This window comes from Streptomyces sp. 3N207 (genome assembly GCF_052246355.1).
Taxonomy (GTDB): Bacteria; Actinomycetota; Actinomycetes; order Streptomycetales; family Streptomycetaceae; genus Streptomyces.
Genome location: NZ_JBQQBV010000047.1, coordinates 1 through 14,737 on the forward strand (window position 1 = coordinate 1; position 14,737 = coordinate 14,737).

Consider the following 14,737-nt stretch of genomic DNA (forward strand, 5'->3'; position numbering starts at 1 on the left):
GCCCGAACCGGCCCGCGAACCGCGCCACGAAGTCATCAAATGCGCCTGACCAACCGTCAGTTATCTCTTCAAGCACGAGATGATCAACGACAACAAGCACACTCCGTCACGGAGTGTCGTTGCAGTACTAGAGACACTGCAGGCCGAGGCGCAGCGAGCGGGCGGTTCTGGAAGCCTGCCGTGCTCATGTGCCGAATGGGGGGCGTTGGACGCTGAACGGGCCCCACGAGTCCGGCCGCATGTCGCGGCACATAACATCCGCATGCGAGGAATGGACACTTGGGAGGTCAACTGATGCGTACAGGCAGAGCAGTTAGTGCGGCTGCCGCGACCCTTGCCGGGCTGCTCGCCGCCACCAGCCTGAACCTGGCACCGGCCCAGGCCCAGGCCCACGGTGGAGTTCACCATGGGGGTGGGCATACGTGCTCGCCGTATGTCTCAATTGACCGTTACTCAGACGCCCTGGACAAAACCACATTCCAGGGCTCGTACGTCGGCAACCTCTCCGCCCTCGCGCCCCAGACCCATGGCCGGATCGCCGCGCTGTCCGACCGGTCCAAGCTGTTCAGTCTCGACGCCAGGACCCATCGCCCGCAGCGGGTCATTCCGCTCACCGACGAAGAGGGCACAGAGATCGACTCCGAGGGCCTGGTCGTCGACCACGACGGCAGTTACTTCGTCACATCGGAAATCGAGCCGTCCGTACGCCACTACGACAACGACGGCCGGCTGCTGGACCGACTGCCTGTGCCGGACGAGCTGCGGGTGGCTCCGGCCGGCCGCGGGCAGGAGAACCAGACCTTCGAAGGGCTGACCCTGTCCCCTGACGGTCGCGCGCTCACCGCGTCCATGGAGGGTCCGCTCGTTGAGGAGCCCTCAGACAGCCGAGGAAGGCGGGTTGTCCGGTTCCAGACCTGGCAACGCCACGGCGACACGTTCGAACTGGGACGGCAATACCGCTACCCCCTCGACAAAGACCTCCTCGTCCCCGAGGTCCATGCGCTCAGGGACGGGCGGTTCCTTCTCCTGGAGAGGGGTTTCGAACCGAGCATCGGTAACACAATCCGCCTCTACCTGGCCGATCCCCGTAAAGCCGACGTAGCCGCGCCCATGGACAAGAAGCTCCTCGCCGACCTCGGCAACTGTCCTTCCCTGGGCGCGCACCTGCCGCAGCCCTCGAGCCACCCACTGCTCGACAATATCGAAGGTATGACGGTCATCGGCCGAACATCGGACCGGCGGCTGCGACTGCTATTGGTCAGCGATGACAACGAGAGCTCTAAGCAGGTCACGCGCCTGTACGAGTTCACCGCACGAGTCCCGGCCTGACAACGGAACATTCCGCAACGGATGCCGGGGTCGGGGCGTGTCCACGGGCACGCCCCGCCGGGCGCATGCGGGCGTTGACGCTTTCGATCGCGCGGCGCGCGCTGCTGAAGGGCCGCCCCCGCTGCGATGCGGCCGATAAGTGAGCTGGGCTGGTGCCTAGCTTGATCTTTAACCTGTGCGCCGTGGGCGAGGGGTGGTTGACGTCTTCTTCTTCCGTTTCGCAGTGTCCGTTTTGCGGACTGTGTGGACGTCGTGGCGTGGGGTGGGGCGGGTGTTCTTGCGGCCTGGTGGCCGTCCCGGTCCTGGGCTGGTGAGTTTCGGTGCTCTGGCCGGGCATGCGGCCTTGGGACGCAGGTGTCGGAAGTCGCGGCGAACGCGGGCGGGAGTGAGCCTGTGCGGTTCGCTGGGCCTCTCCCATGGCCGCCGCAGATCGGCTGCCAGTGGCCGGGCGAGCCGGAGTTGGGCATAGACAGCGAGGATCAGCCAGGTCCACCGGTCGGCTGCATCGGGTGTGCGGATCTTGGGGCAGGTCCAGCCCAGGGTCTGCTTGAAGAAGCGGAAGGTGTGCTCGATGTCGAAGCGCCGCAGGAAGACCTGCCAGAGCCGGTCGGCATCCTCGGCGGTGGCGCCGGTGCCCGACCACCACAGCCATACCGGCTTCGGGACGGCTCCGCTGGGCAGCTGCTCGACACGCAGATGGATCACGGTGCCCTCGATGACCGGAAGAGCCCCCAGTTGGGCGGTCCAGGCGGAACGATGGGTCAGCCGCGGGTGGAGCCGGTCCCATGCCTGTGCGGTGGCCTTGCCGTAAAGTCGGGTCCCAGCCGCGGTCTGGGCATCGGGTGTGCCCCAGGTGGCCGGGTCGCCGAAGACGAACTCGCCGCCGTGACGCGGCGGGCGGCCCATGGTGTGCGGTTCGCGCGGCGGTGCGGCCCGGCGCAGGACACGGTCCGAGCGCATCCGGCCAGCACCTGCACGGGCAGGTCTTTGAGGAGGAAGGCCAGGCGGGGCACGTCGTAGCCGGCGTCGACCATGACGAGGATGTCCAGGTCGCCCTGGCGCCACTGCCCGGCTTCGATGAGCCTCTCGATGAGCTCGCGCATCTGCCGGGCGGTCACCGTGGCGCCGTCGTCGCCCGGGGCCAGCCGGAGTGCGTCCAGCGGTGCGGTCCACGAGCTGCGGCCCGTCTCCAGCGCGCAGATCACCGAATATGGCCAGCCGGGGACGGGAATGTGCTGGTCCTTGCCGCGGCCGTAGGTGTGACACAAGATCCGCTCGGGCGAGGTGTGCGCATCCGGCCGCAGCCAGCAGGTGATGTCGGCAGCCAGCACCAGCCGGCCGTCGGCCGCCCTGGGCAGCGGCACTGCCGCCAGGGCCCGTCGCAGCCGGGACACGTCCACCCGCCCCGTCGACAGGGCGGAGTACAGGCTGCCGTGCCCACGGCGATGCTCGCCCACCAGCGACAACTCGACCAGCGACCTGACCGGGCCATCCGCACACAACACTGCATCCGCCAACTCGAACAGGGCATCCGCACGCGAGGTCAGACACGAGTAGAACTCGCCCCGGATTCCTAATGGTGTTTGTCAAGCCGCAAGGGTGGGCGGCGGCACCGGTTCGTAGCACCGTCCGTCGCGTAGAAGAGCCCAGAGAACGTTGACGCGGCGGCGAGCGAGAGCGAGTACGGCCTGGGTGTGACGCTTCCCCTCAGCCCGCTTGCGTTCGTAAAAGCGACGTGAGTCCTCGCAGTACCGGATGCTGAACAGTGCGGAGGTGTAGAAGACGCGCTGGAGGCGACGGTTGTATCGCTGGGGGCGCCGCAGGTTGCCGCTGATCTTGCCGGAGTCGTGGGGAACGAGCGCGACCCCGCCGAAGCCTGCGAGGCGATCGGAGGTTCCGAAGACGCTCATGTCGCCGCCTGTGGCGGCCAGGAACTCGGCTCCGAGGATCATGCCCAGTCCGGGCATGCTGGTGATCACGTCGAAGGTGTGGTGGTCACGCAAACCGGGCCTCGATGAGCTTGTCGAGCTCATCGATCTCATGGTTGAGGCACAGCACCTCCTTTCGCCAGCGTGTGCACCATCTGAGCGGCCAGCTTCTCCCCAGGGAGGCTGGTGTGCTGGCGGTCGGCGGCCTCAACGGCCTTTCCGGCGAGCTGGCCAGCACGGGTGACTTTGCGGTTGCGGAGCCAGGTCTCCAGCCGCTTGGCGCCGACCCTGCGGATGGCAGCCGGGGCCTGGTATCCCGTCAACAAGATCAGTGGGCCGGTGTTGACCAGGTCCAGGGCGCGTTCCAGGCTCGGGAAGATGCCATTGAGCTGGAATCGGAGCCTGTTGACGACGCGTGTGCCGTCAGCGACCAGGTCCATGCGCCGGTTGGTGAGAATTTTGAGGTCGGTGACGGTCTCGTCGCTGGTGCGTAAGGGGAGAAGATCACGGCGGACGCGGATCTGGTCGGCGATGACGGCCGCGTCCTTGGCGTCGGTCTTGCCCTCACCGCGGTAGCCCTCGGAGGCTCGGTGAATGGCCCGGCCGGAGATGTAGTGCACCGGCTGATCGTGGTTGAGCAGGATGGCAATGGTCAGGGCGGCGAGGCCGTCAGCCAGGTCGATGCCCCAGGTCACCTCGTCGCCCAGGGCGAGCACATCCGCCAGGAGTTCGAGCAGCTCCGGTTCGTCATTGGCGACGCGTCGAGACAGCAGACGCCGGCCGCCTTCGTCGATCGCGACACAATGGTGATGGGTCTTTCCTGCGTCGATGCCGGCCCAGATTGCGGCCATGTGTGCCTCCGTGCGGGTGCTGTTGATGCCTTCCCACGGACGACCTCGCTGTCGATTCCCTACTGAGCGATCATTCGCAATTCCTAATTGGCAGCCGAGTCGTCGCTGGGCGTCGGGTGGCCAATCCGGGGTAGCCATCAGCGGCAGAAGCGTGAGAGCCACACCCGACGCCCTTGGGCGGGTCAACCATACGAAGGGCTCACCACGACCCGCAGAACAACGTAGGGAAGCGTGACAGTTCCGCGAACGGCCCCACCACAGCAGTGTTGTGCAACAGACTCATCCCACGGCCTTCGTGCTGAACTTGTGTGTCCTTGGTCGGAGCACATGATCAGTCGAAGGCCGCCCGCACGTACGGAAGTTACCGTCCCGAGTGATCAAGTTCGAGGACGCATTCGACCCCCGACCTTAAAGATCAAGCTAAAGCGTGTCCGTTAAATGCGAGCCCAGATCAGCACTGTGGCGAGGACCGCGGCCGAGCGGTAGACGATCGCGAGCTTGTCGAACCTCGTGGCCAGGCCCCGCCACTGCTTGAGCAGGACGAAGGACCGCTCGACCACGTTACGGTTCTTGTAGGCCACCGGATCGAGCTTTGACGGACGCCCGCCGACTGAACCGCGGCGGCGACGGTGCTCCTGCTGGTCACGCCGTTCAGGGATGACCGCGGTGATCCCGCGGGCCTTGAGCGCCGCTCGGATCGCGCGGGAGGAGTAGGCCTTGTCCCCGAGCAGCATGGTCGGGGTCGTACGCGGGCGGCCTGCTCCGGTCCTGGGGACTCGCAGGTCGCCCAGCAGCAACGGCAAGGACTGGCCGTCGTGCGCCTGCCCGGGCGTCACAACGACGGCCAGCGGTCGGCCCTGACCGTCCACGGCGTGGTGGATCTTCGTGGTCAGCCCGCCGCGGGAACGGCCGATCGCGTGCCCGGCGGGCTCTCGGTGGGCGTCGAGGCCCTGCCCTCGGGCTGCGGCCCGGCACTTCTCGGAGCGGCGGGTGTTGGTGGCGTGCTGGTGGGCCCGGGTGATGGTGGAATCCCCCGCCACCCGCCAGTCGATCAGCCCATCGTCGTCCGCGCGGGCGAGCAGGACGCCGAGCACGCGGTCCCAGGTCCCGTCGGCGGCCCAGCGGCGGTGGCGGGACCACACGGTCTTCCAGGATCCGAACCTAGCTGGGAGGTCTCGCCAAGGAATACCGGTGCGGTACCGGTAGACGATCGCCTCCACCATGCGGCGGTGATCGGCCCACGGCCTGCCACGACGACCGGTACTCGAGGGCAGCAGAGGTCGGATGCGGTCCCACTGCCGGTCGGTCAGCCGGGCATGACGAGGCATCAGGATCAGACCGTGGAGGTACTGTGCACCCGGCCCTGCAGCGCGGCCGGGCTCAGTCGATTTTCTTGATCACCCGGGCGGGCACTCCCGCGACCACGGTGCCGGCAGGGACATCACGAGTGACCACCGCGCCTGCAGCGACCACCGCACCGGCACCGATGGTCACCCCTTGCGTGATCACGGCAGCCGTCCCGATCCAGACGTCGTCTTCGATGGTGATCGAGGCGAAGGAGAGGTACTCGCGGCGCTCGGCCAGGGGCAGTGGATGGCCTCCGGTGATGAGGCTGACCTTCGGAGCGATCATGACGCCGTTGCCGATACGGATGCCTCCCTTGTCCATGAAGGTGCATCCCTGGTTGACGAAGATGTTCTCCCCGAACGTCGTGTTCAGCCCATACTCCGTAAAGAACGGCGGGTAGATCATCACCGACTCCGGCAGCGGGCCACCGAACACAACAGAAAGCAGTTTCGCACGGCCTTCGCTGTCGCTGAACGGAAGCACGTTCAGTCGAGACGTCGCATCGGTCACCTCAACGATCCGCTCCGCATGATGCGCGAACTCAGGCGTCTGGACATACATGACCTGCTCTGTGCGGGTAGACATGCGCTGATCCCACCACCGCGCAGAACACTCGATCAAACAACCCTGCACCACACCAGACACAACCAATGGTTGTGGAAGTAGGGTGAAGGCGTGGATGCTGAAGCGCTGCGGACGTTCCTGGCCGTCGCCGAGACCGGCCAGTTCCAGGCTGCGGCCGACGAGCTGGGGATCAGCCAGCAGGCGGTCTCCAAGCGGATCGCGGCCCTGGAGAGGCACATCGAGGTCACGCTCCTGGTCCGGACCTCCCGAGGCTCCCGGCTGAGCAAGGACGGGCAGGTCCTCGTGCCGCACGCCAAGAAGGTCCTGGCGGCCATCGAGCAGGCCGAGCAGGCTGTGCGCCCCGGCAGCCGGCCCATGCGCGTCGACGTCCTCAATCGGCGCATCGCTCCTGCCCAGGCCGTCCACCGGTTCTACGGCTCCCACCCCGAGACGGACCTGGACGTGGTCACGCTGAGCATGGAGAACGCCGCCCAGGCCGCCCAAGGTGCTCGAAGGGACCGTCGACGCGTCCTTCCGCGCCCTGCCGGCAGACCAGGTCCCGGCCGGGATCAGCACCGAACGACTCCTGGGCGCACCCCTGGAGCTCCTGGTCGGGCCCGGCCATCCGCTGGCCGGCACGCCCTGGGTCAGTCCTGCGGACCTGGCGGGCCACCGCGTCTGGATCCCCGGGATCAGGCCGGGCACGGAATGGGCGGCGTTCTGCCAGGCGCTGTCCGAGGCGTTCGGCCTGAGCATCGACGCGCTCGGCCCCACCTTCGGTGACGAGGCCCTGATGGACGCCCTGGCCGACTCGGCCTCGCTGGCCACCCTCGTCGGCAGCGGAGACCGGTACCTGTGGCCCCAGACCCACGACCTACGGCGCATCCCGTTGCAAGACCCGACCCCGGTCTACCCGCACGTGCTGCTCTTCCGCAGCGGAGACCAGCACCCCGTGCTGACCGCGCTACGCGACCATCTGCGCACCGCAGGCCCGCGAACCCCGCACGACGTGTGGGCGCCGGACTGGGTAGACCGCTGACCAGACGACCGAATTAACAGACACGTCCTGACTCGCGCTTTCATCGAGCGCGGTGTCCGACAGGTGGTCAGGAAAGCGAAAAGTACCTCTGACCAGCAAGAATGAGGATTGCCGAAGTCTTTGTTCCTGCCACCGCCGGAGGCACTTCCCAGGTGAAGAAGAGTATCGGGTCCTACCCACGTGTCCGTGGCGAGGGCGGCGGTCATGGTGTGGTCTCGCAGGCGGGCGGGGTGCTGTTGGTCGAGACCGTCCGCAAGACCGGTTTGGATCGGGCGATATCGGCTGCCCTGGCGCCGTGGCGGCGTACTCGGGCGGTGCATGATCCCGGCAAGGTCCTGCTGGATGTAGCGCTTGCGGTCGCGTTGGGCGGGGACTGTCTGGCGGATGTGGGCATGCTGCGGGCCGAGCCGAGTGTGTTCGGTCCGGTGGCCTCCGATCCGACCGTTTCCCGCCTGATCGATACCCTCGCCGCAGCTGGCCCGAAGGGGCTGACGGCGATCCGAACGGCCCGGGCCGAAGTCCGGGACCGGGTATGGCGGTTGGCCGGTGACGCGGCACCGAACGCAGCAGGTCAAGTGATCGTTGACCTGGACGGGGTGCTGGTCTTGTCGCACTCCGAGAAGCAGGACGCCGCCGCGACCTGGAAGAAGACCTACGGTCACCACCCGTTGATGGGTTTCGTCGATCACGGCAGTGGTGGCAGTGGGGAGCCGGTGGCCGGGCTGCTGCGGCCGGGCAACGCGGGCAGCAACACTGCAGCCGACCACATCGCCGCGGCCCAACTGGCCCTGGCCCAGCTGCCGAAGAAGCACCGTCGCGGCCGGGGCACGTTGATCCGTACCGACTCCGGCGGCGGCACGCATGAGTTCGTGGCCTGGCTTGCCCAGCGTGGCCGGTGGCTGTCGTACTCGGTCGGGATGACCATCACCGACGCCATCCACCAAGCTGTGCTGAAGGTCCCGGCGAGCGCGTGGACGCCGGCTACGGAGCCCGGCGGAGAGATCCGCCACGGCGCCTGGGTCGCCGAAATCGGCGGAGACTTCCTCACAGGCTGGCCGAAGGGGATGCGGCTGATCGTGCGCAAGGAACGCCCGCACCCCGGCGCCCAGTTGCGCATCACCGATGCCGACGGCCTGCGGATCACCTGCTTCGCCACCAACACCACCGGCGTCCCGATTGCCCGCTTGGAACAGCGGCACCGCCAGCGCGCGAGGGCAGAGGACCGCATCCGCGCCGCCCGCACCACCGGCCTGCGCAACCTTCCCCTGCACGAGACCGCCCAGAACCAGATCTGGCTGGAGATCGTGCAGTTGGCCCCGGACCTACTGGCCTGGATGCCGATGCTCGCCCTTCAGGCGAGCGGTACCAGCCGCGCCCGCCCCTCCACCGCCACCACTGCGCGAATACGCAGGTCACCGCCCTGCGAAAGACCAGCCATGTTTTGAGGCACCTGCCGGGGGCGCCAACCTGCGGCTACGGGGAATTGAGACTCACGCGGGGCCCTACGCCCGTGTGCAGCCGCGCGAACCCCGCCGGGGCGGGGAGGCGGGCACGTCAACCGCAGAACTCGGCTTCGAGGCCGACAGCGGCCCCGGGACGCCGCTTCGGCGGGGCCCGGAAGCCGCGGTCGACGCGGGCTCATGACGGCGGATTCCGGGGACGACCTCCCGCCATAACTGAAGCCCTGTCAAATTCAACCAGCGCATATCCAGCGACCGTACCGATAACGACGGGTGATGACAGGTGACGACGTATCAGTTTCGCCAGCGACCAACCAGCGACCGGAATCCCGACGGGGAGGGCCCGGAAACAGACCCACCCTACTTGACCTGCTAGTTTGAATAGTCGCGGACGATCAGTTATCCGTGCGCGCTACACGCTGAACCGGAACGTCGACGAATCCGCAGTCACCTGCGAAAACGCGCCGCTGCGGGAAAGCAACCAGCGCACAACCAGCAACCGTCGACGGTACTATCCGAAGCCCGGCGGGCCGCCGTCGCCGACCGAGCCGATGGAGGCCGCGATCCGGACGGCATCGAGATGTTCGGCCAGGCGGAACGTCGTGTATTGCGAATCCGCACGTTCAGGCCGTCCTCACCCTGCACTGACCTGCTCAACCGAAGTTGGGAATTGCTCATTCCCTCAGTGCTCAAGCACTGCTCGGAGGAACTTCCGCGTGCGCTCGTTCTCCGGCTCCCTGAAGATCCTCTCCGGAGGCCCCTGCTCGACGGCCGTGCCGTGGTCGAACATCACCACCCGGTCCGAGATCTCTTCGGCGAAGCGCATCTCGTGGGTGACCATGAGCATCGTCATGTCGGTGCTCTTGGCGAGATCACGGATCACGTTCAGCACGTCGCCGATCAACTCCGGGTCCAGCGCCGAAGTCGGTTCGTCGAACAGCAGCACCCTGGGCCGCATGGCCATGGCCCGCGCGATGGCGACCCGCTGCTGTTGTCCACCGGACAGCTGCGGAGGTCTATGGTTGATGTGCTTGGCGAGGCCAACCATGTCCAGCAGGCCCATCGCGCGTTCCCGGGCTTCGGACTTGGGCATCCCGAGGGTCTGGACCGGGGCCTCCATGATGTTCTCGATGGCCGTCATGTGCGGGAAGAGGTTGAACTGCTGGAAGACCATGCCGATTTTGCGGCGGGTGAGGCGCATCTGCTTGGTCTCGTTTGCGATCCGGGTGCCCCGGGTGACGTTCCACAGCCGGTCGCCGTCCACGGTGACCACGCCCTCGTCGGGCGTCTCCAAGGTCATCAGGATCCGTAGGATGGTCGTCTTCCCCGAGCCGGACGGGCCGATGATGGAGACCTTCTCTCCCGGCCTCACGTCGAAGTTGAGAGATTTCAGCACATGGTTGTCGCCCCAACTCTTGCTCACATTCTCGAACGAGATCATGGGGTCCGGCGTGCCGGCTGCGGCGGGGGACGCGTCGTGAAGCGGGTCATTGTGCTCCGGCAAGGCGGCGCTCCAATCTCCGAATGGCTATCGAGGACGGGTAGCTGATGGCGAGGAACAGAAGCGCTGCGATGGTCAGCGGCTCCAGATACCGGTAGTTGCCCGATCCGATCTTCTGCGCTGCACCGAGCAACTCAACCACGGTGATGGCGGAAAGGATGGCGGAATCCTTGAACATCTGGATGAGGTAGTTGCCCTGCATCGGCACGATGGTCCGGACGGCTTGGGGCAGCACGATCCGAGTCCAAGTCGCCCTCCCCGGCAGGCTCAGCGCGGTCGCGGCCTCCCATTGACCCTTGCCGACGCTTTCGATGCCGGCGCGGTACACCTCGGCGGTATAGGCGCTGTAGTTCACGCCCATGACGATGATGCCGGTCAGTAGAGGGCTGAGGGTCAACCCGTAGTCCGGGAGGATGAAGAAGGCCGCATAGGCCTGCACGAGTAGCGGAGTGCCTCGGACGAACAGCACGTAGAACCCGAGCACGGGCGACAGGACGGGGATTCGCAGGTAACGCAGCACGGCCACCGCCATCCCGACGGCAAGGGCGATCGCGATGCCGGCGAAGGTCACCTGCAGCGTGACCAGCAGCCCCGACAACAGTTCGGGGAGAATCGTCAGTGCGAAGTCGCTGTCCCAGTTCATGTGCGCGCTCCACCTCCCGTGGAAACCCCGGGCAGCAACCCGCCCCACTTGCGGCTCGACCGGGTCTTGCCGTTCGACGTGAACCGGCCCTCCAGCCAGCGTATGAACATCGAGAGCAGCAGCGACAGGACGAAGTAGACGGCCAGCAGGGTAACGAAGACGGCCGTCGTCTCCCCGGTGTTCGTTCTGATCTGGGTGCCTTGATAAGTGATGTCCAAGACCGTGACCAGGGAGACCAGGGAGGTGTTCTTGAGTAGATCGACCAATACGTTTCCGAATGGCGGCAGCATCGCCGGAATCGACTGCGGAATCAGTATTCTGCGCATCCGCTTGGCCGGTGGGATGTCCAGCGCTATGCAGGCTTCCGTCTGTCCCTTGGGTATGGAAGCGATCGCGCCACGCACCACCTCGGCGGCGTAGGCACCCTCATTGAGCCCGAGCGCCAAGACGCCGGCGGACAGCGGAGTCATCTGGACGCCGATCAGGGGCAGTGCGAAGAAGAACCAGAACAGCTGGACAACCAGCGAGGTGCCACGGAATACCTCGACGAAGACGGCGGCCGGAGCGCGGACGAAGAAATGCCGGGACAGCCGAGCGATTCCGGCGGTGAACGCGACGACCACCGCAATCACGGACCCGAGCGCTGTCACCTGGAGGGTGACGAGCAGTCCGTGCCACAGCTCGGGCGCGCTCTCGATGATCGCATTCAAGTGGCGTCACCTTTGAACTCGTAGTAACGCATGGTCAGCCGGACGTCTTGCAGAGCTGCTTGGTGGTCACGCCCTCGACATCGGACGCGTGGAATCCCCACTTCTCGAGTATCTTGCCGAACTCCGGCGTCTTCTTCAGCGCTGCTAGCTCCTTGTTGTACTTGTCGTGCGCGGCCTTGTCCTTCTTGCGGAAGCAGTGTCCCGCGCCCGTCACCGGCGCATCGTCGACCGGTTTGGTGACCTCGATGGCCTTGTCGCTCTTGACCAGGTCTTCCAGAGACAGGGTGGGCAGGAAGAAGGCGTCGGCCCGTCCGGACTTGACCGCTTCGATCCCGCTGCGGCCGTCCCGTACCTGGATCTGCCGCCCCGCGGGCATCCCCTTCTCCTTGAGAATGCCCTCTTCGAAACCGCCGCTCAGGACCGCTATCTTCAGATCCGAGTGATCCTTTATGGAAGCCAGCGTGGTGATTTTCTTCGGGTTGCCCTTCCGTACTCCGAATGACTCGGTGGAGACGATCGTGGGTTCTGAGTAGAGCACCTGGCCGCACCGTGACTGCTTCATGAACAGGCCTGCGGCGACGACGTCCCACCGGCCCGCCTGCAAACCGGGAATCATCTGGTCGTAAGGGGTGATGACGCCCTCAATCCGATCGATTCCAAGTCGCTTGAGCACAGTTCTCAGAATGTCCGGCTCCACACCGGTGACATTCTCAGCGGCGACCTTGGTATAAGGCGGTTCGTTGGCGACTCCGACGCGCAGAAATCCTTGCTTGCGTCCCTTTTCCAACACGTCCTCCGCAGAGTCCGAGCCGCCGCCACACGCCGAGAGCAGGATCGGACCGCCGATGGCAGCTGCTCCTACCGCCGACGTCCGTCTGATGAAGTCCCGTCGAGTCCAGCCGTTAGTCGTCACCATCGAATCTCTCCCATCCTGTGCATTGTTCTTCTTCAGGTATGTCTGCTGGTCCAACTTTGAGGCAAGGCCGCGCGATACATAAGTGATTGGTGGGCCGCTAAGAGCAGCAATGTGATTCGTGATGGCGGATGATGTCCGATGGAAATGCATTTGTAACCACCACTCCGTGCTCGCCAAGAGCTGTCCCGTAAATGATCTGCGGCGTGCCGGGTGAGCTGCCGATTTCTGCGTCACTCAGCAAGGGCGAGGGTTCGCAAGTGGGCGATGCTGAGCATGGAGTGGTGAAGGCCGTCGCTTTTCGGACGGCAGTCGCGAAGGATCTTCCAACCCTTTTTGTGGGCGAAGGCCTGCTCGATGCGGGCGCGGACCTTGCGGTGGGAAGTGTTGCGTTCCTCTTTCCCCGCGCAGGTAGTTCGGCCTGGCCTTTCTCGCGGTTGTGCGCAATGACCAGGCCTGTGCCCCGGTAGCCGCCGTCCGCAATGGCCGTGGTGTTCCCGGCGGCGTCCTTGGCGCCGGACAGTTCCCACGTGTTGCAGTCGTTGCGGTTGCCGACGACTGGACGGCCGACGGCGACGACGAGACGAGGTCGGCGTCGATGACGACCTTGTGGTTGGTGGAGCACCGGTAGATCTTGGACCGCTCGGCGATGGTGGGTCGCGGGTGGGACCCAGGGCTCCATCCACGATCAGCACGGTGCCCTTGCGGCATCCTCGGCGTTGCTGAAGTGCGAGCGAGGACCCGAGGGAGTCGATGATGCGGTCGGCGGCCGACTTGACGCCCCGAACAGCGGGGCAGTCAGGTCAGTCGGCGCAAGGTCAGGTTCGTCCGCCAGTACGCGGCGCCCAGGAGCACTTGTGGTCCTCCAGCGCGGGCTCCAGGGCCGCCCTTGCGGACCGGCTCCGCACCCTCACGCCGCAGAGCGGATGATCGGCTTGCCGAACTGACGCGGGCTCAGCCCGGTGGACGGGGTTGTCCAGGAGGGCTCCGGCCCGTGATCACATCAGCCACAGCAGGATCACCTCATCCGTGACCAGCAGTTACGGGACGGTCCTTGGCCCGATGGTTCCGAGGACGTATCCGTCGCAGACGAAGCCCCCGGCTGTGCAGCAGCAGGCTCTGACATGGAATGCGGTGACGGGCGAGCCGTCGATTTGCCTGGTTGTAGACATGCGGTGTCCTCCAGACGTCGGCGATTGGGGAAGTTCGCCGGGGAATGATCGAGGAACCTAGCAGCGCACCTGTCAGATTGTCAACAATCCAACTGTCCGACATGCTAGTCTCGTCTCTCTGAGTAATCGACCACATGCTCAGCTCGGTGTTTCCAAGGGGGAGCGAGCTGGGGAGCTCGGGAGGACGTATGGACGACCTGCATGGGCCGGCGGCTCTGACGCCGGTGAAGCGCGAGTCGACCGCGGGCATCATCGCCAGACAGTTGCGGGGCGCCATCACTGATGGCTCGCTTGCACCTGGTATGCAGCTCGGGGAAGTCAAGTTGGCTCAGCGCTTGATGGTCAGCCGCGGAGTACTCAGGGAAGCCATGCAACGGCTGGTACAGGAGGGGTTGGTGCGTAGTTTGCACAACCGAGGCCTGTTTGTCGCGAAGCTGAGCGATGACGATATCCGCGATATCTACTTCGCACGCCAGGCGGTGGAGCGCGCCGCGGTTGCCGCGATTCTCCAGCGCGATCCCAAAGGGAGCGCAGACCGCCTCGCGGTGGCTCACGACCGCATGCGCGAAGCCGCCCGACAGAGAGACGGCCAAGCACTCAGCAACGAAGACATCGCGTTCCACGAGGTCCTCGTCAACGAGGCCGGCAGCGACCGGTTGAAGCGCCTGCACGAGACCTTGCTGGTGGAGACCCGGATGTGCATCGCCGCGCTCGAAGACACTTACAGCGCACCCGACGAGACGGTGCAGGAGCACGGCGCGATCGTCGATGCCCTTCGGGAGCGCGACAAGGATCGGCTGGACAGACTGATCACGGACCATGCCACGGATGCGTTGTCGCGGCTCCTCCCGGGCCCCGACGGCGGCGATCCGCAGTCGCATTCGTGACTTTCGCCGGTCAAAGGGATCTCACGCCCTGTCTCCGCTCATTGCCTTGCGGGCGAGCCGATCAGGTCCCCTCAGGAAGTGGCAGCGTGACGAAGGTTCCGGTTCGTGGCCTTCAGCTCCCAATCGAGCCTTCGCGCATGCCCGTTGCGTCCTGAGACAGTTCATCGGGCCCCTGCGGACGACAAGCGCCGACCCCGGACGGGTCTGATGCAGGTTCGGGTGACAGGTTCGGTCATGCGGCTTGGAGGGCCGGTGTGGTCATGACGGTCTCGAATTCGACGGGTGTGAGCCGGCCAAGTGCGGCTTGTCTGCGGCGCCGGTGGTAGGTCCTCTCGATCCAGGACACGATCGCGGTCCGCAGTTCTTCACGGGTGGCCCAGGTCCGGCGGTCGA

At 65.8% G+C, this 14,737-nt stretch carries 11 protein-coding genes and 4 pseudogenes; 4 read left to right on the forward strand and 11 right to left on the reverse strand.

The genetic code is table 11. From position 1 onward, the window contains the following. Positions 1-294: 294 nt before the first annotated feature. Positions 295-1,329 (forward strand): esterase-like activity of phytase family protein, encoded by a 1,035-nt coding sequence (locus ACTWP9_RS36185; RefSeq protein ID WP_443250573.1) that lies wholly within the window; start codon positions 295-297, stop codon positions 1,327-1,329. A gap of 168 nt (positions 1,330-1,497) precedes the next feature. Here the strand turns inward: ACTWP9_RS36185 and ACTWP9_RS36190 are convergent, their stop codons facing one another. The 5 genes and pseudogenes from ACTWP9_RS36190 to ACTWP9_RS36210 all read right to left on the reverse strand — a co-directional run bounded on the left by ACTWP9_RS36190 (position 1,498) and on the right by ACTWP9_RS36210 (position 6,016). Further along, positions 1,498-2,034, reverse strand: coding sequence for a hypothetical protein (locus ACTWP9_RS36190; protein WP_443250574.1), 537 nt, complete (start codon positions 2,032-2,034; stop codon positions 1,498-1,500). Between the two features lie 56 nt (positions 2,035-2,090). Then, complete coding sequence (locus ACTWP9_RS36195) at positions 2,091-2,846, reverse strand: transposase (RefSeq protein WP_443250575.1); 756 nt, start codon at positions 2,844-2,846, stop codon at positions 2,091-2,093. Between the two features lie 69 nt (positions 2,847-2,915). Beyond that, positions 2,916-4,108: pseudogene (locus tag ACTWP9_RS36200) on the reverse strand (IS110 family transposase). Positions 4,109-4,542: 434 nt separating this feature from the next. After that, positions 4,543-5,436 (reverse strand): IS5 family transposase, encoded by an 894-nt coding sequence (locus ACTWP9_RS36205; RefSeq protein WP_443250576.1) that lies wholly within the window; start codon positions 5,434-5,436, stop codon positions 4,543-4,545. Positions 5,437-5,488: 52 nt separating this feature from the next. Further along, positions 5,489-6,016, reverse strand: a complete 528-nt coding sequence (locus ACTWP9_RS36210; RefSeq protein WP_443250577.1) for a DapH/DapD/GlmU-related protein — start codon at positions 6,014-6,016, stop codon at positions 5,489-5,491. 114 nt (positions 6,017-6,130) lie between these two features. Here ACTWP9_RS36210 and ACTWP9_RS36215 point away from each other — a divergent pair. Beyond that, a pseudogene (locus tag ACTWP9_RS36215) lies at positions 6,131-7,058 on the forward strand (LysR family transcriptional regulator). A 152-nt stretch (positions 7,059-7,210) separates the two neighbouring features. Continuing rightward, positions 7,211-8,437: pseudogene (locus ACTWP9_RS36220) on the forward strand (IS1380 family transposase); the annotation flags it as partial. Between the two features lie 763 nt (positions 8,438-9,200). On the opposite strand, the gene ehuA reads toward ACTWP9_RS36220, so the two are convergent. From ehuA to ACTWP9_RS36245, 5 genes and pseudogenes are all read right to left on the reverse strand, one after another. Next, positions 9,201-9,959: an ectoine/hydroxyectoine ABC transporter ATP-binding protein EhuA gene (gene ehuA / locus ACTWP9_RS36225; protein WP_443250578.1), complete on the reverse strand. Its 759-nt coding sequence runs from the start codon at positions 9,957-9,959 to the stop codon at positions 9,201-9,203. Between the two features lie 46 nt (positions 9,960-10,005). Beyond that, complete coding sequence (gene ehuD, locus ACTWP9_RS36230) at positions 10,006-10,662, reverse strand: ectoine/hydroxyectoine ABC transporter permease subunit EhuD (RefSeq protein WP_443250579.1); 657 nt, start codon at positions 10,660-10,662, stop codon at positions 10,006-10,008. Next, positions 10,659-11,372, reverse strand: coding sequence for an ectoine/hydroxyectoine ABC transporter permease subunit EhuC (gene ehuC, locus ACTWP9_RS36235; protein ID WP_443250580.1), 714 nt, complete (start codon positions 11,370-11,372; stop codon positions 10,659-10,661). The genes ehuD and ehuC overlap by 4 nt, the downstream gene beginning before the upstream one ends. A 34-nt stretch (positions 11,373-11,406) precedes the next feature. Further along, positions 11,407-12,288 (reverse strand): ectoine/hydroxyectoine ABC transporter substrate-binding protein EhuB, encoded by an 882-nt coding sequence (ehuB, locus tag ACTWP9_RS36240; protein WP_443250581.1) that lies wholly within the window; start codon positions 12,286-12,288, stop codon positions 11,407-11,409. A 230-nt stretch (positions 12,289-12,518) separates the two neighbouring features. After that, positions 12,519-13,296: pseudogene (locus tag ACTWP9_RS36245) on the reverse strand (transposase family protein). A 349-nt stretch (positions 13,297-13,645) separates the two neighbouring features. Between ACTWP9_RS36245 and ACTWP9_RS36250 the strand changes: the two are divergent. Next, positions 13,646-14,344 carry a GntR family transcriptional regulator gene (locus ACTWP9_RS36250; protein ID WP_443250582.1) on the forward strand — a complete coding sequence of 233 codons (699 nt, stop codon included), beginning with the start codon at positions 13,646-13,648 and terminating at the stop codon, positions 14,342-14,344. A gap of 232 nt (positions 14,345-14,576) precedes the next feature. On the opposite strand, the gene ACTWP9_RS36255 is transcribed toward ACTWP9_RS36250, so the two are convergent. Beyond that, positions 14,577-14,737, reverse strand: a 161-nt coding sequence (locus ACTWP9_RS36255; protein ID WP_443250583.1) for an IS3 family transposase, incomplete at its 5' end; no start/stop codon positions are given.

Bases quoted from the DNA above. Each gene is read 5' to 3' on its own strand.
- ACTWP9_RS36185 (WP_443250573.1), top strand. From the start codon at position 295: ATGCGTACAGGCAGAGCAGTTAGTGCGGCTGCCGCGACCCTTGCCGGG.
- ACTWP9_RS36205 (WP_443250576.1), bottom strand. From the start codon at position 5,436: ATGCCTCGTCATGCCCGGCTGACCGACCGGCAGTGGGACCGCATCCGA.
- ACTWP9_RS36210 (WP_443250577.1), bottom strand. From the start codon at position 6,016: ATGTATGTCCAGACGCCTGAGTTCGCGCATCATGCGGAGCGGATCGTT.
- ehuA (WP_443250578.1), bottom strand. From the start codon at position 9,959: ATGATCTCGTTCGAGAATGTGAGCAAGAGTTGGGGCGACAACCATGTG.
- ehuD (WP_443250579.1), bottom strand. From the start codon at position 10,662: ATGAACTGGGACAGCGACTTCGCACTGACGATTCTCCCCGAACTGTTG.
- ehuB (WP_443250581.1), bottom strand. From the start codon at position 12,288: ATGGTGACGACTAACGGCTGGACTCGACGGGACTTCATCAGACGGACG.
- ACTWP9_RS36250 (WP_443250582.1), top strand. From the start codon at position 13,646: ATGGACGACCTGCATGGGCCGGCGGCTCTGACGCCGGTGAAGCGCGAG.